The sequence below is a fragment of the Psychrobacillus sp. NPDC093180 genome (assembly GCF_044754065.1).
Lineage (GTDB): Bacteria > Bacillota > Bacilli > Bacillales_A > Planococcaceae > Psychrobacillus.
This window is the reverse complement of the sequence record NZ_JBIVOJ010000008.1, coordinates 78,074-100,261: the sequence shown is the minus strand read 5'-3', so window position 1 is coordinate 100,261 and position 22,188 is coordinate 78,074. Positions and strand designations below refer to the sequence as shown.

Annotated in this window: 19 protein-coding genes and 1 pseudogene; 7 read left to right on the top strand and 13 right to left on the bottom strand. The window is 37.7% G+C overall.

Annotated features, from left to right (window positions below; translation table 11 throughout):
• Positions 1-15 precede the first annotated feature (15 nt).
• The gene (locus tag ACIP9W_RS13400) at positions 16-1,581 is read right to left on the bottom strand and encodes an AMP-binding protein (protein WP_400790196.1); all 1,566 of its coding nucleotides are present in this window, start codon (positions 1,579-1,581) and stop codon (positions 16-18) included.
• A 187-nt stretch (positions 1,582-1,768) separates the two neighbouring features.
• On the opposite strand from ACIP9W_RS13400, the gene ACIP9W_RS13395 reads away from it, so the two are divergent.
• The gene (locus tag ACIP9W_RS13395) at positions 1,769-2,374 is read left to right on the top strand and encodes a TetR/AcrR family transcriptional regulator (protein ID WP_400790193.1); all 606 of its coding nucleotides are present in this window, start codon (positions 1,769-1,771) and stop codon (positions 2,372-2,374) included.
• Between the two features lie 42 nt (positions 2,375-2,416).
• Here ACIP9W_RS13395 and ACIP9W_RS13390 read toward each other — a convergent pair whose 3' ends face one another.
• On the bottom strand, positions 2,417-3,409 hold the full coding sequence (locus ACIP9W_RS13390) for an ABC transporter substrate-binding protein (RefSeq protein ID WP_400790191.1): 993 nt from the start codon (positions 3,407-3,409) through the stop codon (positions 2,417-2,419).
• 119 nt (positions 3,410-3,528) lie between these two features.
• On the opposite strand from ACIP9W_RS13390, the gene ACIP9W_RS13385 reads away from it, so the two are divergent.
• A complete protein-coding gene (locus ACIP9W_RS13385; RefSeq protein ID WP_400790188.1) occupies positions 3,529-4,563 on the top strand; it encodes a FecCD family ABC transporter permease in 1,035 nt (344 codons plus the stop codon).
• On the top strand, positions 4,563-5,588 hold the full coding sequence (locus tag ACIP9W_RS13380; RefSeq protein WP_400790186.1) for a FecCD family ABC transporter permease: 1,026 nt from the start codon (positions 4,563-4,565) through the stop codon (positions 5,586-5,588). The genes ACIP9W_RS13385 and ACIP9W_RS13380 overlap by 1 nt, the downstream gene beginning before the upstream one ends.
• A 187-nt stretch (positions 5,589-5,775) precedes the next feature.
• Here ACIP9W_RS13380 and ACIP9W_RS13375 read toward each other — a convergent pair whose 3' ends face one another.
• The 3 genes from ACIP9W_RS13375 to ACIP9W_RS13365 form a co-directional block, all read right to left on the bottom strand.
• Positions 5,776-8,223, bottom strand: coding sequence for a sensor domain-containing protein (locus tag ACIP9W_RS13375; protein ID WP_400790184.1), 2,448 nt, complete (start codon positions 8,221-8,223; stop codon positions 5,776-5,778).
• Positions 8,224-8,479: 256 nt separating this feature from the next.
• Positions 8,480-8,725 carry a hypothetical protein gene (locus ACIP9W_RS13370; RefSeq protein WP_400790183.1) on the bottom strand — a complete coding sequence of 82 codons (246 nt, stop codon included), beginning with the start codon at positions 8,723-8,725 and terminating at the stop codon, positions 8,480-8,482.
• Positions 8,726-9,106: 381 nt separating this feature from the next.
• Positions 9,107-9,265, bottom strand: a complete 159-nt coding sequence (locus tag ACIP9W_RS13365) for a hypothetical protein (protein WP_400790181.1) — start codon at positions 9,263-9,265, stop codon at positions 9,107-9,109.
• Positions 9,266-9,665: 400 nt separating this feature from the next.
• On the opposite strand from ACIP9W_RS13365, the gene ACIP9W_RS13360 reads away from it, so the two are divergent.
• Positions 9,666-11,186 (top strand): glycosyltransferase family 2 protein, encoded by a 1,521-nt coding sequence (locus ACIP9W_RS13360; protein WP_400790179.1) that lies wholly within the window; start codon positions 9,666-9,668, stop codon positions 11,184-11,186.
• A gap of 669 nt (positions 11,187-11,855) precedes the next feature.
• Positions 11,856-12,743, top strand: coding sequence for a UTP--glucose-1-phosphate uridylyltransferase GalU (gene galU, locus ACIP9W_RS13355; protein ID WP_400790176.1), 888 nt, complete (start codon positions 11,856-11,858; stop codon positions 12,741-12,743).
• A 69-nt stretch (positions 12,744-12,812) separates the two neighbouring features.
• Here the strand turns inward: galU and ACIP9W_RS13350 are convergent, their stop codons facing one another.
• The 3 genes from ACIP9W_RS13350 to ACIP9W_RS13340 all read right to left on the bottom strand — a co-directional run bounded on the left by ACIP9W_RS13350 (position 12,813) and on the right by ACIP9W_RS13340 (position 16,473).
• Positions 12,813-13,544: an MBL fold metallo-hydrolase gene (locus tag ACIP9W_RS13350; RefSeq protein WP_400790175.1), complete on the bottom strand. Its 732-nt coding sequence runs from the start codon at positions 13,542-13,544 to the stop codon at positions 12,813-12,815.
• Positions 13,545-13,642: 98 nt separating this feature from the next.
• Positions 13,643-14,767, bottom strand: coding sequence for an NADH-dependent flavin oxidoreductase (locus ACIP9W_RS13345; RefSeq protein WP_400790173.1), 1,125 nt, complete (start codon positions 14,765-14,767; stop codon positions 13,643-13,645).
• Positions 14,768-15,069: 302 nt separating this feature from the next.
• Positions 15,070-16,473 (bottom strand): VWA domain-containing protein, encoded by a 1,404-nt coding sequence (locus ACIP9W_RS13340; protein ID WP_400790170.1) that lies wholly within the window; start codon positions 16,471-16,473, stop codon positions 15,070-15,072.
• A 138-nt stretch (positions 16,474-16,611) separates the two neighbouring features.
• Between ACIP9W_RS13340 and ACIP9W_RS13335 the strand changes: the two are divergent.
• Positions 16,612-16,746 (top strand): annotated as a pseudogene (locus tag ACIP9W_RS13335) (cyclic nucleotide-binding domain-containing protein); the annotation flags it as partial.
• 432 nt (positions 16,747-17,178) lie between these two features.
• On the opposite strand, the gene ACIP9W_RS13330 reads toward ACIP9W_RS13335, so the two are convergent.
• From ACIP9W_RS13330 to hutG, 5 genes are all read right to left on the bottom strand, one after another.
• Positions 17,179-17,604, bottom strand: coding sequence for a GatB/YqeY domain-containing protein (locus ACIP9W_RS13330; protein ID WP_142539753.1), 426 nt, complete (start codon positions 17,602-17,604; stop codon positions 17,179-17,181).
• A 42-nt stretch (positions 17,605-17,646) separates the two neighbouring features.
• Positions 17,647-18,285, bottom strand: coding sequence for a PAQR family membrane homeostasis protein TrhA (trhA, locus tag ACIP9W_RS13325; protein WP_282240885.1), 639 nt, complete (start codon positions 18,283-18,285; stop codon positions 17,647-17,649).
• Positions 18,286-18,426: 141 nt separating this feature from the next.
• On the bottom strand, positions 18,427-18,627 hold the full coding sequence (locus ACIP9W_RS13320) for a cold-shock protein (protein WP_142539751.1): 201 nt from the start codon (positions 18,625-18,627) through the stop codon (positions 18,427-18,429).
• A 352-nt stretch (positions 18,628-18,979) separates the two neighbouring features.
• Entirely contained in the window at positions 18,980-20,170 is a 1,191-nt protein-coding gene (gltS, locus tag ACIP9W_RS13315) for a sodium/glutamate symporter (RefSeq protein ID WP_400790166.1), read from the bottom strand.
• Complete coding sequence (gene hutG, locus ACIP9W_RS13310) at positions 20,154-21,128, bottom strand: formimidoylglutamase (RefSeq protein WP_400790164.1); 975 nt, start codon at positions 21,126-21,128, stop codon at positions 20,154-20,156. Before hutG ends, gltS begins: the two co-directional genes overlap by 17 nt.
• 129 nt (positions 21,129-21,257) lie before the next feature.
• On the opposite strand from hutG, the gene ACIP9W_RS13305 reads away from it, so the two are divergent.
• Positions 21,258-22,139 (top strand): LysR family transcriptional regulator, encoded by an 882-nt coding sequence (locus tag ACIP9W_RS13305; protein ID WP_400790161.1) that lies wholly within the window; start codon positions 21,258-21,260, stop codon positions 22,137-22,139.
• Positions 22,140-22,188 lie beyond the last annotated feature (49 nt).

Sequence of the window (22,188 nt, the reverse complement as noted above, 5' to 3'; positions counted from 1 at the left end):
ATCTCCTCCTTCTACTTAAATATTCACTTTTGATGTCCCCAGTCTAAGAATATGTTTTTGAATCTTTCCTACAGATGTTCGCGGAAACTCATTCGTAAATTCGATTGAATCTGGAACTTTAAACTTCGCTAAACGCTCGCGACAAAATGTAAGTAGTTCCTCCTCTGTTACGTGTTTATCCTGGTGTAAAATAACGTATGCCTTAATCGCTTCATCGCGCATATCATCCGGAATTCCAATTACAGCCGTTTCATACACACTTGGATGCATTGCTAGAACACTTTCTACTTCATTTGCGGCAACGTTTTCTCCAGAACGTTTGATCATATCTTTTATTCGGTCTACAAAATAGAAATAGCCGTCTTCCCCAATTCTTGCATTGTCCCCAGTATGCAACCATCCATTTTGAAGCGTCTCTTTTGTGGCTTCTTCATTTTTAAAATAGCCTTTCATAAGCGTACGCCCGGGAACCCCTTTTACAATAATTTGACCTACTTGACCATTCGCTACTGCATTACCGTTCTCATCAACAACTAATACCTCATACCCAATAGTCGGCTTACCAATACTCAAGTTTTTACGAATACCATCCAGTGGATTCATTAGCGGTACTCCAACTGTTTCCGTCATTCCATACATTTGAAGCAAAGAAACACCAAACTTTTCTTCAAATTGCTCCAACTGATTCTCAGATACCATCTGGGCAAACCAAATTATACGGAGAGAATGATTCTTGTCTAAGGGATCATACTTTTGTGCGAGTATCATGCGAATCGGTGCTGCAAATAAGGAGCCTACCGTAACACCGAGTCTTATGGCTTGTTTGAAATATCTAGAAGCACTAAATTTCTCTGTTAATGCAACACTCGCTCCTACTACTAAAGCTGACATGGTCGAGTAGTACTGCGCATTCCCATGAAATAGAGGAAGGACAAGGAATTGACGATCTTCCGGACTCAAGCGTATCGATTTCGACATTACTTCCCCAGTAAAAATGTAGTTTGCATGGGTAATTTGAACACCTTTAGGTTTTGAGGTGGTGCCTGATGTATAAAGCATCGCTGCAACATCCTCTGAATCTAGTGGAATAGTTGGAGCTTCGTCTTTTGCCGCATTTATTAACCGACTTAAACTTTGTTCTTTATACTTTTCTCCGTTATATCTTGCTAGTAAGATTTGCTGTAAATAAGGCAACTGATTGCGAACCTTCTCAAACTTTTCTACATATTCTTCTTCTGTTATGAGTAATACAGATTCTGAATGATTTAATATATATTCCATTTCATTGGCGGTTGATAATATATTGGTCGGCACCATAATTGCTCCAATATTAGCTAATGCGAACCATGAAACAATGAACTCCAGATTATTGGGAAGATGCAGTGTGACATGGGTACCCTTCTTTACACCAAACTTGAGGAAAACCTGACTTAGTCGGTTCACTTGGGAAGCAAACTCTCCGTACGTCAACTCCATTCTTTTCTCCTCTTTATCTTCAAATAATAGAAAGGTCTTATCGCGATGCATACCTACTTTTTCGTCCAATAAATCACGTAATGTTTTATTTCCTATTATATCCATCAGTTTCCACTTCCTTTATATATTCATTTATAAAACGCTTACATTTAGTTATAATAGAACTAGATGACTACAGTCATTGACTATAGTCATTATATTAAATTAACCTTTTTCTTATGTCAATGAATTTTCTGTATTTTAAGAATGTTGTAATTAATTTATACTAGTAACTAAGGATGTGAAGAATAAATTGTTAACGGAACAATTAACCCCCAGGCAAAAACAAGCATTACAAACGAAGAAAAAAATATTAGAAACTGCACTGGAACTATTCAGTAAAAAAGGATTTGACCGTGTCACAGTCGATGAAATTGTAAAAAAGTCCGGCGTATCTAAAGGGGCTTTTTATGTATACTTCCCTTCTAAATATGATGTGTTTCTGGAGAAATTTAAAGAAATAGACGATTTCTATGCGGATTTTTTTGAAACACTCTCGCAAGAGTTAACTTTCCAAGAAAAAATTCTCTGTCTAATCGAATCTCAAATGATTTACTTACGAGATGAATTAGGTAAAGATCTCATGCGGACAGTCTATATGAGCGGCCTTATTCAAGCTGAAAATAACTTTTTCACAAATACCGATCGAAAGCTATACAAAATTATTCAGTCATTAGTTACAGAAGCACAAAAAAATAAGGAAGTAACTATAGATCTTACTTCCAATGAAGTGACAATGCTTATTACCCGTTGCATGCGTGGGACTTTATATGACTGGCAATTATTCGAAGATGGCTACGAACTTTTAGAAGAGAGTAGAAAATTTACGAAAGCTATACTTAGGGGGATACAAATATAAAAGCTGCTCCCAATTTAAATGGGGAGCAGCTTTTATTGTTATTTATTTAACTAGGCTTTTTAAAATATTATCGATCATTTGACTATTTGCAATTGCACCTGTGTACAACCAACTTTCATCCGGTGAAAACTCATATACATTGCCAGCTTTTACAGCAGGTACACTATTCCATAAAGCGTCGCTCAATGCTGCCGAACCACTGTCCTTATCACTATCAATGAGGAATAAATGTTCCGCATCTAACTCTACTAGTTTCTCTAAAGAAATCTCGCTCCAGTTACCAGTAGCACTTGCTGATATTTCTTTTACTACATCAGGCACTTTTAATCCTAAATCGCCATACATTACCGCTCCACTAGAAAGTGTTTCACTTACGATAAAGAACTTGCCACCTACCAACCAAATGGCAGCTACGGAAGGATTACCAACTTCCTTTTCAATCGTTTCCTTTGCTTCTGTAGCTTTTGCATCATAGGTATCGAGCGCTTTTTGTGCTTCCTCTTTTTTATCAAATACTTCTCCAACACGTAGTAATTCGTCACGCCAATCATTATTCACTTCTGTTCCAATTACATAGGTCGGTGCGATTTTACTATATTGCTCGTATTTTCCACCTTCCACCATGCTTGCAGAATCCATAATGATCAAGTCCGGTGCTACTTCTTGGACAGCTTCGAATGGTAAATCATATGGGATAGTAGGGATTCCATCTAATTCTCCTTGTAAATACCCTTGTATACTAGCTCCATCTTTTACACTCCACTGTGCAACCGGTTTAATACCAAGTGCAACTAAGTTATCTTCTAAATATGTAGCAAGTACACGTTCAGGATTAGACGGTATAACTACTTCGTTACCCATTGCGTCCGTCACTGTACGTGTAGACACTTCCCCTTCCCCTGTGTCAGTTGACTGTTGTTCTGTTGAAGTCGGTTCTTCACTTGCTTTTTCTTCCCCACAAGCAGCAAGTGTTAGCGCTAACATTCCTACTCCCACTAATTGTAAAGATCTCTTTTTATTTAATATACTGAACATATAAATCCTCCTAAAAGTATGCTATACTATTTTCGTTGATAATGATTCTCGGTTTCAATTAGAATACATAAATTAGAATTTGTCAACTACTATTTATAAAACTGGAGATTAACGTACATATGAATACAAAGGTAGAGAAGGAACCCTTTCAGAACAATAAACATCCTTATATAAGCATGACCATCATTATTATTGGTATTGCTTTATTGATATTAAGTGTTTTCTTGTCGATCAATCTTGGCGCTACGAATCAAAGTGCTCACATTATTTGGGATGCACTTTTTCATTTTGATAAAGAAAATTCATCTCATATCATTATTCGGGAATTAAGAATACCACGTGCAATTGCAGCGATTTTCGTAGGTGCAGCGCTCGCTATATCTGGTGCTATTATGCAAGGAATGACAAGAAACCCACTTGCCTCCCCTTCTATCATGGGAGTTACAGCGGGGTCTTCTTTCTTAATCGCCATTGCTTTGGCAGTTGTACCAAGTGTAACGTATTTGGGATTAATGATGTTTTCATTTGTCGGTGCAGGTTTAGGTGCTGCTTTAGTATTCGGTATTACTGCAATGGCGAAAGGTGGAATGACGACTGTAAAACTGGCGCTAGCCGGTTCTGCTATTACGTCACTACTTAGTTCATTGTCCACTGCTATTGGGATTAAATTTAATGTGTCAAAAGATATAAGTTATTGGTATGCAGGCGGGGTATCAAGCGTTCAGCCCCAGCATATTAAGTTTGCATTACCCTTTATCATCGCTGGGATTATATTGGCTTTAGTTCTTTCTCGATCTATTTCCGTTCTAAGTTTAGGGGAGGAAATTGCAAAAGGTCTTGGTCAACGTACTGGAGTTATTCGTTTTTTAGGAACGATTGTTGTTTTACTATTAACCGGTGCCGCAGTGTCTATAGCGGGCATGATCGGGTTTGTTGGGTTGGTAATACCTCATATTACGAGGTTCATTGTGGGCGTCGATTATAGGTGGATTATTCCCTGTTCTGCAGTTTTAGGAGGCCTATTGCTGATCGTAGCGGATATGATTGGCCGGATGATCAATGCTCCTTTTGAAACACCGGTAGGGGCTATCACTGCCATCATCGGGGTCCCATTCTTTCTCTACCTAGCACGTAAAGAAGGGAGAGGATTATAATGCCGAACTTATTATCAACAAACGAAAAAAAATATAAATCTCTCTTTATTATGCTATTCATCTTAATTATATTCTCTATTCTCATAAGTATAAATGCAGGTTATATTAAGATCCCTTTAAGTGAGGTTGTCTCAACATTATTAGGAAATGGAACGCCTTCAAATGAACTAACAATATTTGATTTTCGTTTACCAAGAATTTTCATGGCTTTATTAGTAGGAATGGGAATTGCTATATCAGGAGCCATTTTACAAGGTATTTCACAAAATCCTTTAGCGGATCCGGGAATATTGGGTATTAATGCGGGTGCAGGATTTGCCATTGTCCTGTATATGTTTTTCTTTCAAGGAACAGCATTTTTTACTGGTTGGTTGTCTATATTCATAATGCCTATTGCCGCATTATGTGGTGCATTTTTAGCCGCATTTCTTATTTATACTTTGTCTTGGAAAAATGGACGAGTAACACCAACACGGTTACTGCTTGTTGGTATTGGTATTAATGCGGCATTTGGAGCAGGTCTAATCATATTCCAGATGAAGATGGAGCCTATCAATTTTATGAAAGCAATCATCTGGCTTTCCGGAACTATTTGGGGTACGAACTGGACTTTTGTGTGGACTTTACTATTATGGCTCGTCGTACTTATACCAATAGCTATTTATAAATCTCGCGTGTTAGACGTATTGAAATTAGGAGATTCTATTGCTATAGCAGTTGGTGCAAATATTGAAAGAGAGAGACGATTTCTTCTATTTATTTCTGTGGCATTGGCTGGTGCCTGTGTATCAGTAGGAGGCGGCATCACTTTTTTAGGATTGATCGCCCCTCATATCGCTAGACGCTTAGTTGGTGCCAGACATGCGAAGGTATTACCATTAACTGCTTTACTTGGTGCATTGCTATTACTGTTAGCAGATACATTAGGTCGCATAATTTTTGCCCCAATGGAATTACCAGTAGGGATTGTCGTTTCCATTTTAGGAGCACCTTATTTTATTTATTTGCTTTTAAAAAGTGTATAAATGGATGTAAAAAGAAGTGGTGAAAATTAAATCTAATTTTCCCACTTCTTTTGCTATTACTTTCTTAAATGGCTTTTAGGGTAAAATAATTGCATTCGCATTTTCTTCTCGATTCGAAAGTATATGATTATAATTTTGTTCACTGCCATTGTTGGCCACTGTGACGATGTATTAACGGGTTAAACAACTATTCGAACATAGCTGGAATCATTTCTGCAGAAAGTGGTCGACTAAACAAATATCCTTGGAACATGTCACAATTATAGTTTTTTAATAAATCTGCTTGCTCTTCTGTTTCTACTCCTTCAGCTATAACCCTCATATTTAAGTTATGACCAAGTGAGATAATCGTTGCAATAATACTACGGTCTTCCTCATCCTGTTGTATTCCTTGTACAAAGGCTTTATCAATTTTGAGATGATCGATTGGAAAACGCCGAATATAGTTCAAGGAACTATATCCTGTGCCAAAGTCATCCATTGCTATCAATACGCCGATTGATTTGAGCTCATTTAACACCCGAATAGCGATATCGGGTTGCAACGCAATCGTTTCCGTAATTTCTAGTTCCAAATACTTGGGATGAAGTTTTGTTTCTTTTAAAATTAACTCTATCTTTTCTACTAGATCCGTTTGATAAAACTGCCGTAAAGAAAGGTTTACCGATACAGGTACTGGCGGCAAGCCTTGTCTTTGCCATTCTTTGTTTTGGTTGCAAGCTTCTCGAATGACCCATTCACCAATCGGTACAATCATACCAGTTTCCTCTGCAAGTGGGATAAAGTCGATAGGTGAAACCATCCCTAAATCTTTGCTATTCCAACGCAATAATGCTTCAAGCCCTGAAATTTTATGTGTAATTGCATCGTATTGAGGCTGGTAGTAGAGAACAAATTCCTTTTTATCTATTGCTTTATGAAGTAGTGTCTCCATGCGAAGATCTGTCTTGGAGAGTCCTTCTATTTGGGTATTGTAAATTTGATAATTGTTGCGCCCCTGTCGCTTGGCGTAATACATTGCATGATCAGAAGCCCTCATTAGGCCTTTTATATCTGTTGCATGTTTCGGAAACAAGCTAATTCCTATACTCGCAGTTAGAATTGCTTCAAATCCGTCTATATCGAAAGGTGCTCCTATTTCTGAAACTAATGCTTGAGCTTTCAGATGGACTTTATTTTCGTCAATGTCTTGCATGATAATAGTAAATTCATCTCCAGCATATCTGTAAACGTTACCATCTGACCCCATTATTTTTACTAGACGCTCCGAAACCTGTCGTAATAGGGCATCACCCATTTCATGCCCAAGATAATCATTGATAAACTTAAAGCGATCAAGGTCTACTAGTATAACAGCTGAGGTAAGCTTTTCTGAGATTTGACTTTCTATTATTCTTCGCAGGTCCTCTCGGAATAAGCGCTGATTCCCTATTCCAGTCAACATATCATGGTATGCCATGTAATTTGCTTTTTCCTCATTACGCTTAATGTCCGTAATGTCTTTCCCTATACAATGAACTGCAGTAAGTTTTCTTTCGGTAAATAAAGGGATGACTGTAATATGTAGCAAAACCTGTTCACCATTTGGGTTATGCAAGGAAGTCTCATACTGATGTGGAAGGCCACTCTGAACCTTTTGAAAGTTAGCTATTGTTTCTTGTTGTTTATGTTTATCTATAAAGGGAAGAAAAGGTTTTCCAATCAATTCTTCAGCAGGAACACCAAGAATTTTCTCTGTAGCCTTGTTTACGACCAGAAATTTCCCTTCCAAATCAAAGGTGATAACAGGATCGATGTTGTGATCAAATAATGCCCTATATCTTTGCTCACTTTCCTTCAAAAGGGACTCTATACAAATCTGTTCAGTAATATCACGAGCAATTCCTATAACCTCCACCACTTCACCATCTAATATTGTAGGAACTGCCGTAACATCAATCTGTAAAACTGTACCTTCACTGTCGAAAATCGAAATTTGAAACTCTGCTGTCTTTCCTTTTAGAACTTGGAAAAAATAATCCCTTGTAAGCGGAAGATCTTCAGGAACAATCAATTCTCGAAATCCCATCCCAATTATTTCCTCTAATGAATATTTTAGGATCTTTAATCCTGCTTCATTGAAGTTAGTGATATTCCCCTCGGGACTAATCGTAAAAACTAAATTAGGATTATAATAGAATAATGATTCAAACTCTTTCTTTGATTTTTTTAGCTTATTTCGAGTATCCTGATGTTCAGTTACATCGATAATAGTCAATATTAAATAGCGTGCTCCATCTTCAAGTTCAATTGCGTGTCCATCCACTTTTAATGCTTTGCCTTCAAGATTTCTTTTTAATGGCGTGGTAGTATCCGCCTTATGCACCTCGGATTGATCCTCACCATCTAAAGCTTCCAAGGCTGAATCACTAGGAAACTCAAACATATCTTCCCAACTATATGAACAGATATCTTCCATTTCCATACCTGTCAATTTAACAGCAGCCTCGTTAGCATATATAAAACGATCTGGATATTGTCTCTCTCTCAAAGTCAATATACATATCGGTTCAGGAAAATTTTCAATAAAACGAACAAAATCATTTTTATTAAACTTTGAATTTAAAGTTGAACTTTCATTATAGTAAACTTCCATTACATTCACCTCACCTTTAGCTAATTAGTAATAAAATATATATTAAAGATAGGCCCTTCGTTGTTTTTAGTAAAAAATTATACCAGTCAAAAGGACACGTTACAATAAAAATAGGAGTATTTGATTTTTTGATAAGGCATTAAGCAAGGGAATCATCCTATATACTGAGTTCGGGAATCTAGATAAAAGAGAAGAACCTCAATTAAAGTAGTGGAAAAGGCAACTTCCATTCAAGTGGGTGTTGCCTTTCAATAATCTATTCTTCTTGTATGAACTTCACTTCATCGTATCCACAATTATTACAAACCATTAAATGAGGACAAATCTGATCTTTTGCTGTATTTGGATAACCATCCCCCATTTTCACCGTCTCTTCATCGTTATAATGACCATATGGATCTAAAAAATCAGATACCTTCCCCGAGTCATCTAACTGGTTATCACAATCGGGACAAGAAACTTCTAGTTTTTTTAATGAGTTACATAAAGGACATATCGCCATACATATCACTCCTTTTGGCTTACCAATATAGTATCCATTCTTTTCTCCATACTATGTAAAGGTTAATGGAAGCTGTCCATGAGCGCTCTTTAAGAAAGGAGCGAGCTTCTATGTTAGAGGAATACAGTCTAAGGTCATGACATGGTGTGTCCACAACTGCGTGAATTTCATCATACAGGCCAAGGAGGTAGTTCCTCAGCTACTTCAAGCGATTTTGTTTGGGACGTGCTTGCGCAGGAGCAGCTTTTTTACATTTGATACCGAGAGGCAAAGCGCTGAAGCTAAATTTATACTGAGTAAAAAATGTAGAATTTCCTGTCTTCTAAAAAAATCCGTAACCCTACTCGGAGTCACGGATTTCATCTTATTAACTTTGGAAACTTAATTTCCACCACGTTCATCAACATGATGGTTATTTTGTCCTTCTTTCACCTGAAGTTCTTCTTTCTGTTGGTCACTTAACTCATTAGGCTTTCCTTGTTCCACTGTTTGATCTTTTGGATTGGAGGATTCGTTTTCATGATTCGACTCTTTTTTCATCACATTCACCTTCCTAATATTCTATTCACTATTTCTTTTCCCTAAAATATTCGTTTCTAACATATTTATTTAAAACTTCTCTCAAGCTATCACAGAAATTTAAAGGAAGGATATAATTCCCATAAATTAAGAAAAGAGTTTATCAATCCAAGAGTTCATATAAATAGTTACTTATTACTATACGATTAGAAAGCATATGAGCAATCCATATAACCTTACCGCATTTATTGAGATGTTTTATTGGTGAATATTGGTTATTCAACGAACACGAAAAAATATATGAGTAGATGACTAAAACTAGTACTACTTGCCTATCGTACAACATAATTTAGTTCTGTAATGATTTAAAATTAATACATTTATCATAACAAGTTGAAGATAAAGGAGTGATTGGTGAAGTATGATGGATTCCGCTGTTATGACTGTTCACAATGGATCTACTGTAGCAAGAGTTAGGAATACGTATATGAAGCCAAGAATTGTTGCATTTATTCCCGCTCATAATGAAGAGAAATCAATTCGGGACTGTTTAGCTGGTTTAGGAGATCAAACTTTGCCAAAAGACGTGGAACTTGATGTGATTGTGATTGCTGACAACTGTTCAGATCGGACAGAGGAAATAGCATTAGAAGCAGGACTTGAATTCAATCTAAGGCTCCGAGTGCTCACCACAAAAAATAATAAACAACGAAAGGTAGGAGCCTTAAACTCAGCTTGGAAAAGTATTTATGGAGATCCACTCGACTTATATGATAAAAAATTAAACATACAAGAGGAATACTACAAGCATTCCATCAAAGCAATACTTGGTATGGATGCAGATAGTCGACTCGCACCCGACGCATTATCTCAATTATGGGAAGGTCTTATGAGTTCTCGTAATATTGGTGGAGTAATGGCTAAGTACACGATGAGGATGCCTAAAAAGAAAGGTCTTATTTCAAAAGATGATGTTCACTATGAAGAAAAAATTGCATCTGGTGAGTACGGGGGTCCAATTTCACGGTGGTGGACACATCAGCAAAAACAAGATATGGCAAGCTGGCTACTAGATCTCCAATATAGTGGCGGTAGTACATATGTCCTCGGGGGCCAAGCAACTTTATTTAGGCCAGAAGCTTTGCAGGATGTGATAGATGAAAACAAGTTGGATGGACCTTGGCAGGATGAGAGTGACGTAGAAGACATGCTTTTAACTTGGCAAATCCAGAAGAAATGGAAAACACTAATCAGTCCCACTGCCCGTTGTTTTGTGGATGCGATGAGATCTTATCATACGTTTCGTCAGCAACGAAACAAATGGCAATCAGGTACTGTTGAATTACTCACAAACAGTGATATCGGAGTTAAATCAAAACACCGGGGAAGAATATGGCGTTCCCAAATTAAATCATTTATCAATTTAACGATACGCGTATTATTAATCTTACTAGTAGTTCTTGCCCTTGCAACAGACCAATTTTTCTGGTCATGGATTTGGCTAACGCCTGTTGTCATTGCATCTATATTAAATACTATACTAGCGATAAAAACCCCCATGCACAGACCTATAGATGTCATTTTAGCAGCACTGCTGATTAGCCCCGAAATCTATTTATGGGTCAATTTAATAACCTTTGGAAATGTATGGCTAGGAAAATTATCCGCTGTGAAAAAAGATGGTTGGGCAATCCAGTATAACGCAGAGAGAGGAACGACCAGAAGCAAACTTACAGAAGGCATTATCGTTATTTTCCTTTTGATTGCACTAGGAACGTATTTCTGTCTTGATCAAAGAGCTTTTTTAACAAGCGAAACTGTTCAGACCGCAGTCCAGCCTTATCTAGAAACTGGCTGGGTAGTGCTCACTTATTTAACCATTTACTCTTCTCTTGCAATGGTATATCAAATTTGGAAACTAAGAGTTCGTCATAGAGCCTGATCGTTTCTAGAGTTGGTCAAGTCGATTGTCCAATTATTGGAAGAGATTGTCCAGCTTTCGAGAGGGTTTGTCCAACTCTTTAAGGTAATTGTCCAACCTTCGAAAGAGATTGTCCAACTACTAAAGGATTGTCCAGCTTTGACCCTAGATTGTCCAACTTTCGAGAGGGTTTGTCCAACTTTTGAGAAAGATTGTCCAACTCTTTGAGGTGATTGTCCAACCTTCGAAAGAGATTGTCCAACTACTAAAGGATTGTCCAGCTTCGACCCTGGATTGTCCAACTTTTGAGAAAGATTGTCCAACTCTTTGAGAAGATTGTCCAATTAATAAGGATTGTCCAGCTTTGACCCTAGATTGTCCAACTTTCGAGGGAGTTTGTCCAACTTTTGAGAAAGATTGTCCAACTCTTTGAGGTGATTGTCCAACCTTCGAAAGAGACTACTAAAGGATTGTCCAGCTTCGACCCTAGATTGTCCAACTTTTGAAAGAGATTGTCCAATTACGATAGGATTGTCCAACTTTGACCCTAGATTGTCCAATTTTCGAGGGAGTTTGTCCAACTTTTGAGAAAGATTGTCCAACTTTCTAGAGGAATTGTCCAACTCTTCGCGGAGATTGTCCAATTGCTCACTCACTATACTAAATTACTTAAAATGGAAGGAGAGTTTTATGAAGATAAAAAAAGCAATCATTCCTGCAGCTGGATTTGGCACTAGATTTTTACCTGCTACGAAAGCTCAACCAAAAGAAATGCTACCGATAGTCGATAAGCCTACCATCCAATATATTGTGGAAGAAGCAATAGCTTCCGGAATTGAAGAAATTATTATCGTTACGGGTAAAGGAAAACGCTCTATTGAAGACCATTTTGATTTTGCGCCTGAACTGGAGCAAAACCTATTAAAAACGGGGAAATTGGACTTATTAGATAAAGTTCGTTACTCTTCAAACCTTGCAGAAATTCACTATATTCGTCAAAAGGAGCCAAAAGGACTCGGGCATGCTATTTGGTGTGCACGTAATTTTGTCGGTAAGGAACCATTTGCAGTTCTTCTAGGCGATGATATTGTTCAGAGTGAAACACCATGTTTAAGACAACTAATTAATATATATGAAGAAACTCATTCCTCTGTGATTGGCGTTCAAACTGTCCCGAGCAAAGAAACACATCGATATGGAATAATTGACCCTGCTTCACAAGTGGAGAAACTATACCAAGTACTAAATTTTGTTGAAAAACCAACTCCAGGAACAGCTCCTTCAAACCTCGCGATTATGGGACGCTATATTCTGACACCGGAAATTTTCATGTTTCTAAAAAAGCAGGAAATTGGAGCTGGTGGAGAAATTCAGTTAACAGATGCCATCCAGAAATTAAATCAAATTCAAAGAGTGTTCGCCTATGATTTTGAAGGAAAAAGATATGATGTGGGAGATAAGATTGGTTTTGTAAAAACGACAATTGAATTTGCACTTCAGCAAGAGGATCTTCGAGATGAATTGTCTACTTATATTAAAGAATTAAGTATGACTGATCTTAAGGTGATGAACAGCTAGTTAGGTCCCTTTAATTTATAAAAAAGCTGATAAAATAAATGCCCCAAAGAGCATTCATTCTATCAGCTTTTATAATTGTATTAACATCCCTGACTCTGCCAAAACAATATTTTCGTTGCCTTGTTTTTTTGCACTAACTACTAAATCGTTTAAATCGCCATAGTGTGGAAGATGGGTCAATAACACCTTTTTTGCATTTGATTGATATGCTAGTATTCCTGCATGCTCGGACGTCATATGACCGGATGCTGTTCCGTCCATACCTTCATACAAGCTACATTCTGTGATAAGAAGATCGCTATTAGCTGCAAAGGAAATTAAGTCAGGCGTAAAGCTAGTATCAGATGTAAAGATAATACTTTTACTGTCACATTCAATTTTTATACTATACGTTTCTACTGGGTGAATGTTTTTCATAAATGTACAGGTGAATGGCCCGATTTCAAATCTACTCTTCTCGTTAAATGAAGTAAATCTAGAATATGCAACATCCTCTACCTGCTTTTTCATGTCTTCGTCCTTGGGCCCATAAACACATAATTCTTCATCTGCTCGACCTAAATGTGTATTCACCAGTCTAGAAAATAAATAGGCTCCAATATCACTGAAATGATCATAATGATAATGAGTTAGTATGACATGATTAATATTATTTAAATCAGTATAATTTTGTAATTCCGTTAAAACACCGCTGCCACAGTCAATTAACAATGAAAAGTCCTCATGCTGTATTAAGTATCCTGAACAAGGACCATTCTTTTTAGGAAATCCTCCCCACATACCAATCACTCTACACTCCATAGATTTTAGCCTCTTTCTTCAAATCTTCCTGATAATTCGTTGCCTCGATATTACCATGATAAATTAGATAGCGCTAAATTACGAATCCCTTGCGTTTTTTAATCTTCTACCGGCAACCAGCCTTTTACATTCATCAGTCTGTCCCACAATGGATCTGGAATGACTAATTCTTCTTGAGCTTTTCTAGAAAGCGTTGTACGTATTTGATCTTCCTCACCTGCCTGGACTTTCTCGATCCACTTCGGCTCCATTAGTAACTCTCGACCTAACGCAATGAATGGGACACCAGTTTCAAGTGCTTCTACCACTTCATCCGGTGTATGCAAAGAACCTACTCCAACTACAGGAACACGGTCTCCTATTTTTTCATGTATCTTAATAATTCTTGACTGGGTTTTATCTTTTTCTCGGAAGGAGCCATTCCAGAAATGATTAACAGACACATGTAAATAGTCTAGTCCTTGATCTGCCAGCTTATCTACAAATTGAAGGGTGTCATCCAATTGAATCCCTGGGTTGCTGCCTTCTTCTGGAGATATTCGGTAACCAACGATAAATGGTGCGCTTGCGTGTTCCTTAACTGCTTTTTGTACAGAATTTACAATAGCTAAAGGAAACTTCATTCGTTTTTCAAGGGATCCGCCCCACCCATCTTCTCTTCTATTTGAATGGGGTGAGAAGAATTGCTGCAATAAATACGTATTTGCTCCATGGATTTCAACTCCATCAAAACCCGCTTCAATAGCTCTTCTTGTTGCCTCACCAAAAGCTTCGATTGTATGATTTATTTCATCCTCTGTCATTTCTCTCGGCACGATTGCCCCTTTATTTTCCGCAGCAATAGCACTCGCTGAAACAGGTTGCTGGTCTGGCAGTAATTGTGGTGGCGACTGTCTGCCTCCATGATAAATCTGGATAATCGCTTTTGTGCCGTTCGACTGAATAGTCTGTGCTAATTTTTTCAATCCTAGAAGGAATTTATCATCATCTATACTAAATTGTCCGGGAAACCCTTTGCCAACCTTACTCACATACGCACAGGCAGTGATGAAAGTTCCTACCCCACCAGATCGTTCTTTATAATAGGCTAGTTCTCTTTCTGAAACTTCCCCACTTTCTTCGGACGAATAGTTCGTCATCGGAGCAATCATTATTCGATTTTTTACTTCTACTCCAGATGGGAAAGTAAATTTTTCAAAGATCTTTTCGTATTTTTGCTTCATTATTTTAACTCCTTTTTAGCCAATCCTGAGAAGGCCAATATGTTTTCTCTATTTAATACTACAGAAGTTGGCTAGAATCTTCCAACAATCTGCCACATAAAAAATCCCTATGCTACACACTATTCAACGATAGTATGCAACATAGGGATTTATTTATCCCGCATTAACGGGCAGTAAGACTCCCACTTCAAGATTGAAGAAAAGCGAAAAGATAAGTGGGAGATCAACTGCCCGAAAAAGCCCGATTGGTTTAACTAACAATCAGTAGGGGGAAGAACCCCCCCACTGATTGAAGTTTCACTTTATTGCTCTGCTCTAATTTTTTCTATTTCCTGCGCCCAAGCGTCAATGTTTTGATGTATGCGTTCATATTCATCATCGACCTCTTTGTTTTTTTCCTCTCTTAGTTGTGTGTTGATAGCCTTTAGTTGATCTGCATGCTGTTTGACCTTTTCAGTAAGCTCCTCTTCCTGCTCTGGGGTAATCAGCTCTTCCGATAATAAAACTTTAATCATTTCCCTAAAACGGCTACTTTCTATGTTGACGGCATTACTAATTTTCATGGACACCTGTCCTATCGAATATTTTGCATTGGAAACTGTAAAACCATTTGGTCCTGATAGCCGAATATAAAATGTATCTAACATACTCGGAATAACCCACTTTTCTGCAATACTATTATTTAATTCTTCACTGTTATCAGCAGAAATATACTCTCCATTCCCTGCTTCAGCTACCGCCTTTAACTGGTCTTCTCCTTTTTGATCCACATTAAATCCAATAATATTGACTTTACGATTTTCGTTATCCTTTGCAAATTCTTCTGCCGCTTTAACCGGGTCTCCATCACAAGTTTCTGCTCCATCGCTAACGATATAAACCGTTATTGGTCCCTCTACATTCTTGCTAGCTTCATGAGCCGCCTGAATAGCGGCAGCAAGTGGCGTCCACCCTTTGGCAGTTACCTCATCTACCGTACTATCGAATTTTTCTTCGTTATAGTTTTGTAGGGGATATACTTCATCTATTTTCGTGCATGATAACTCTTTATCCTTGTTTTCCTGGGTACCAGCGTGTCCATAGACATAGAGTGATACTTCGTTTTGCTCTCCAAGTGTTTTCGCAAATCGCTTCACCGCAATTTTAGCAATTCCCATTTTTTGTTTTCCGTCTACAGGAAGTAACATGCTTGAACTAGCATCTAACAATAGAAACGCTTTTGTCGGTACTGCCTCACCGTTCTCATCAGCACCAAACTCCTTTGTCGGCGTCGGTAAGTATGGCTCGTTCATAACTGCCGCATAGTTAATCTGCTGATCCAGCAAATCATTATATACTTTACTTCCGAAATAATAACGTAAAGCCTTGAACATTGTATCAGTATCATCAGCTGCTGATATTGCACTTTCCAGCTCATTCTTTTCCTCTGCGTTTAGCTCCCTAGTTTCCTGTGGCCAGCTAGAAGTTTCATGCTCTAAAGTGTAGTCAAGTGTGAACACTCCAGGCTCCACATTCTTCCACTCTTCTAACGTTGTAGGAATTACTAGTTGGTTGATTGTACTAAGGTCCGGACCAGTTTTCTCCACAGTTTGTTTTTCTACTACCGCTGTCTCCTTGACCTGCTTCGTAACCTCTGCTCCATCACTATCGCTACAACCTGAAACAAGTAATGCGAGTAATGTAATTGGGATAATTTTTTGAAACATCAATAGACCTCCTTTAATACCATTAATCTCTATACGTATGTAAACTATATTTGTTTCAATAAAAATGGAAATTGAATCTAATTTTGCTCTATAGTTTGCAGTAGGATAAAAGAGCGCGGGAAAAGAAAGAGGAGCAGCATGAAAGAATATAAAAAAGGAACAATCCTCCTTAGGCAAGGGGATGTTCCTAATAAATGTTATTCTATGTTAAAGGGATGCTTTAGGCAATATTTGATTGATGAAAAAGGAAAAGAAGTCACTTTCTATTTTTGGATGATTTAATTAATAATCATCACAAAAAAGAACATCTATTCTGTACTCGTGATATAATAAAGACACAATTGCATAGTAGGGTGGGCGGTTGGTCACTTCTGTTAAAGGAGGTGATCTATGGTGTCGACTTATGAAACTTTAAGTTTGCTAATACAGTTATGTGCTGTAATGTTAGCTGCTTTTACGATCGTGGTCACATTAATCATTTTCTTTGTAAAAAAGAAATAACCGTCCCCCGATGGTAGGCGTGGACGATTATTCTTTGTCAACCCGGACCAACCGCTCTTTCTGCGGTCAGCAGTTGTGAGGCTGGATATTAGCGTATCCAGTCTTTTTTATTGTATGATTCTAATTTCATTATATACAGAATTCTAATGAAGTTCAATAATAGACAGATTACTTTATACTAAATACAAAAAGAAGCGAACCTAGTTATATTAAACTTTTCACAACTTTAGACATAGTTGACCCATCTGCTTTTCCAGTAAGTAATGGTTTTGCAATTTTCATTGCATCGCCCATATTCATACCTTTTACGATTCCAGCCTCAGTTAATAACGCAGCAACTTCTTCTTCGCTTAATTGTTTTGGTAAGAAGCTTTTTAGTAGTACTAGTTTTGCTTCCTCTTTTTCTATTAAGTCTTCTCGATTTGCATTTTGAGCTCCTTCTAAAGCTTGGTTCGTTTGTTTCACTTCGCGATTCACAATAGCAATTTCTTCTTCCGGTGAAAGGCTCGAACCTTTTTCTTTTTCGGCGCTATCCAGTGCTGATTTTAAAAGTGTTAATACTCCTTTTGCTAATACATCCTTCTCTTTCATCGCACGTTTTAATTGTTCAAATACAGTTGTTTTTATCATATTAATAAAATCTCCTTCCACACACTCATTGTATTACTAAGTTTACGCCAATAAAGTCATCACTGCAAAGAAATGCAATATGGATGCTGCTAGTACAAAAACATGCCATACGGCGTGATGATAAGTAAATCCGCGCCACACATAAAAAACGGCCCCTACTGTGTAGAGTACACCACCTATAGCAAGATAAATAAGCCCTTCAGTCGAGACGTTTGCTAAAAGTGGTTTCCATGCAAATACCATCAGCCAGCCCATGACCACATACAATAACGTCGATGTGTGCAAAAAGCGCTTCACAAAAAATGCTTTAAACACCGTACCTGCAATCGCAAGCCCCCATACAATTCCAAACAAAGTCCAGCCAAGTGTCCCTTTCACCGCAATAAATAAAAAAGGAGTGTAGGTCCCTGCTATAAAAAAGTAAATAGCAGAATGATCCATGATCTCAAAGAAATCTTTCGCTCGCCCCGCCGGAAATCCATGAACGAGTGTGGATGAAGCATATAACAGAACCATCGTCGCTCCAAATAACGTAAAACTGACCACATGCCATGCCGTCCCTCGTGTAACAGAAGATACAATCAAAATGACAAGAGCCGCAATACTTAATAGTGCTCCAATTCCATGAATAATTGCATTCGCAATCTCTTCCCGCTTAGAAAATATATGTGTATTGCTCATATGGAATCCTTCCAATCTGATAGATCTATTTATCCTTATGGTATCACTTTGTTTACATAGGTGAAACTTTGTCCATCCATATTTAATATAAAAAAGAGACACCCATTAAGAGTGTCTCTTTTTTGATTTAATTCCTAAGAATTAAAGTTTTACGATGTTAACTGCTTGTGGTCCACGTTGACCGTCTTCGATATCAAATTCCACTTTTTGACCTTCGTCAAGTGATTTGAAACCTTCGCCTTGGATAGCTGAGAAGTGAGCGAATACGTCGTTTCCACCTTCAACTTCGATAAATCCAAAACCTTTTTCTGCGTTAAACCATTTTACTGTACCTTGTGTCATTTAGATGACCTCCAAAAATTATATTGAATAAAAAAATTCACATATTACAAAAAGTACCGAACAAACACGATTACTTTTTGTAATATGTGAATTCATTGTTTCTGTAAGCAATTTAATTATTGTCCTAAGTATACAACGGCTTTTTATATTTGTCCACCATTTTATTCAACCTGCACAATTTGCAAGCCAAGAATTAGGGGACATTTGAGCCTGACACAGGTTCTTTTAACTATATCTATGACTAATCAAAAGATGATTTGTTTGCCTATCCACTACTCGTTCAGAGTGAAATGCTTACAAAGAGACGATAATAAATCCCTTCACCAACTTACAAGATCAAGGGATATATTAGTTATTGGAATAAGTTAATTGTCGCAATAATTATAGGCATTGCAAAAACATCGATGAGGAATGCACCAACAATTGGTACTACTAAATATGCTTTTTTCGATGGTCCAAATCTTTCTGTTACTGCAGCCATATTTGCCATTGCATTTGGCGTTGCACCTAAACCATGGCCCGTAAAACCAGCTACCATTACAGCCGCATCGTAATTTTTTCCTAATAGACGGAACAGCACAAGGATGCCAAAAAGAACGATAAAAATAACTTGGACCACAACAATTGCGATTAATGGAAGCGCCAAATCTGCTATTTCCCAAAGCTTAATGCTCATTAATGCCATGGATAAGAAGATGCCTAAAGAAATGTCACTTACTAAGCCGATACTTTTCATATCTACTGTTTTAGGGTTAAATTTATCTACAATATTTCTCACGATAACCGCTACGAACATAGCCCCCACGTATCCTGGGAGAACAAATCCTGTTGCAGAGGAGAACAAACCTCCTAAGTAAGTTCCAAGGGCCATACAGAAAGTTATGAGGAGTAGTTGAGTGAAAAAGGTATTCGTTGTAATTGCTTTCCCTTCCTCTTCAATATCAACCTCTGTAACTTCATCCGTTTCCGTTGATTTCAAATCATACTTTGTTATTAAATATTTAACAACCGGTCCTCCAATAAGTCCCCCTGCAACAAGCCCAAACGTAGCAGCTGCTACACCGATAGATAGTGCCGAATTAATACCCAAGTCTTCAACTGTTTGTCCAAAGGCAGTTGCTGCACCGTGCCCACCTTCCATGGAAACAGCTCCAGCCATCATCCCTATTAAAGGATGAAGGTCAAATAAATATGCCATAGACACACCGATCGTGTTTTGTGCAAGCGCTAAAAATCCACAAGCCAGCCAGTAAATGACGAGTAGCTTACCACCCAATTTTACAAGCTTAAAACTTGCGCCCAGGCCAACTGTAGTAAAAAAGGTAAGCATGAACAATCCCTGTAACGATGTATCTAATGTAATTTCAAACAAATCAAGAGATTTGGCTATTGTAGCGAGCAATGCAAATAATAATCCTCCTACTACGGGAGCGGGAATACAGAACTTATTTAAGAATCCAACCTTCTTCACTAGGTATGTACCTAAAACCAATAATGCGATGGAAAGAAAGATTGTGGTTGTTTGATCAAGTGCTAGTGTCATACTTTCTTCCTCCTAAAAATGATGTAATTGCTTCATTTGTCAAATATGCTCCAAGCTTTACGGTTCGATTATTTTCATCCAAAATTGGATTTACTTCCGAAATATCAAAAGACAATGCTTTTTCATGGGAAGTTACCGTTTTGATAATGGCACGAACAATGGAGGGATCCAAGCCAAATGGTGATGGAGCACTTACACCAGGTGCAAATGCAGCATTTAGCACATCCGTACATAATGTAAGCATGATCCAATCATATTCTTGGATGAACTTCTCTATCTCTGTTTTCACTTGGGTCATCTGACCATCGTGCATATCCTCTTCTAAAATATATTGGACGTTTAGTTCATCTGCCCTGTTGTATAATTCTTGTGTGTTTCCGTAGCGCTGAATACCAAGCACGAAATAACTACTCTTCTCATCCTGTTCCAGTATCTGTCTGAACATCGTACCCGAAGAAGTCTGTTCATCGTATGGTCGCAAATCGAAGTGAGCGTCAATATTGATAATTCCTAGCTTCGCTTCTTTCCCAATATTTTCTCGAACCCCGAGATAATGTCCGTAAGCGGTTTCATGTCCGCCCCCAAGAATAATTGGAATCATTTTTTTACTCAGCACACTATTTACTGCTTCCCCTAACTGTTGTTGAGCTTTTTCTAGATCATTTCCAACACACTCAATTGTCCCTATATCCGCTAGATGTTTATCTGCAGTTAGCCTCCATGGTAGCTTAGCTAGTTCGGATCGTAATGCATCCGGTGCTTTTGCCGCTCCTAGCTGCCCTTTGTTTCTACGAACTCCTTCTTCACTTTCAAAACCTATAATTACACAGGTCTTTTCTAAAGATTGAAGCGCTTCCATTTTTTCAAGCTCAATAACTTGGTGATACCGGAAACTTGTTCTATCTTCCAGATGATCTGTACGTCCCGACCAAATATCCTTCTTCACTTTTTTTAGCAAATCTATCCATCCTTTCTTAAACTGAAGAATTTACATTTTTATCAATTATAAATTAACTTATTTATAAATTCTAATATATAATTACTATAAATATATAGCTTGTAACTATAAATAATGGAGGTGTTCTAGATGGATTTAAAACAACTTAATTATTTTGTCTCAATAGTGGATCATAGGAGCTTTTCTAAAGCGGCGGAAAAACTACATATTTCGCAGCCGTCACTAAGTAATGCGGTAAAAAGCTTAGAGAGTGAATTAGGTTTTCAAATTCTTGATCGAAATACGAGGAATATTGAGTTAACGGAAGCTGGAACTATTTTATATAAAAAGGCATCTCGTCTTTTATTGGAGATGGAGAGCGTTAAAAAAGAGATGGAGGATGTTAAGAACATAGGAAGCGGAGAGATACAGCTCGGCATGATTGAATCGGTAAAGCATTGGATTCCCAAAGTGATTCTTCAATACAATGATGATTTTCCGAATATGCGCATCAAACTAACCGAAGTACTAAGTGGAAATGATGTAAAAAATTCGTTACGAAATTACAAGACACATGCCATTATCACTAACCAATTTATACAAGAGGATGATATCGAAACAATTCCCTTATATCATGAAAAACTAGTATTAGTACTTCATGAAAGCAATCCGTTAACAAATAATGCAACCATTACATTTAAAGACCTAATAGGAGAGCCCTTTATTATAAGCAGTGAGGGGTTTCAAACGAGAGAAGATGTGTTGAATGCCTTTGAAAATGAAAGCGTAATTCCTACGATAAAATATGAGATTGAGCGTTTTGAAACAGCATTAAGCCTAGTCCGAGAAGGGCTCGGCATCTCGCTAATTCCCGAAAACTATCTACAGGCTCTACCAGATCGTACACTTGTAAAAAAGCGCATCGATTCACCTTCCCTAGAAAGAACTGTCTATTTGACTTATTTAAAAAACCGCTATGTTTCACCGGCCATCCATGCATTTATCAATAAAACAAAAATGTTTTTTACTTAAACCAGGTAAAAAAGCTGATAGAACAAGTGCTCAAGGAGCATTCATTCTA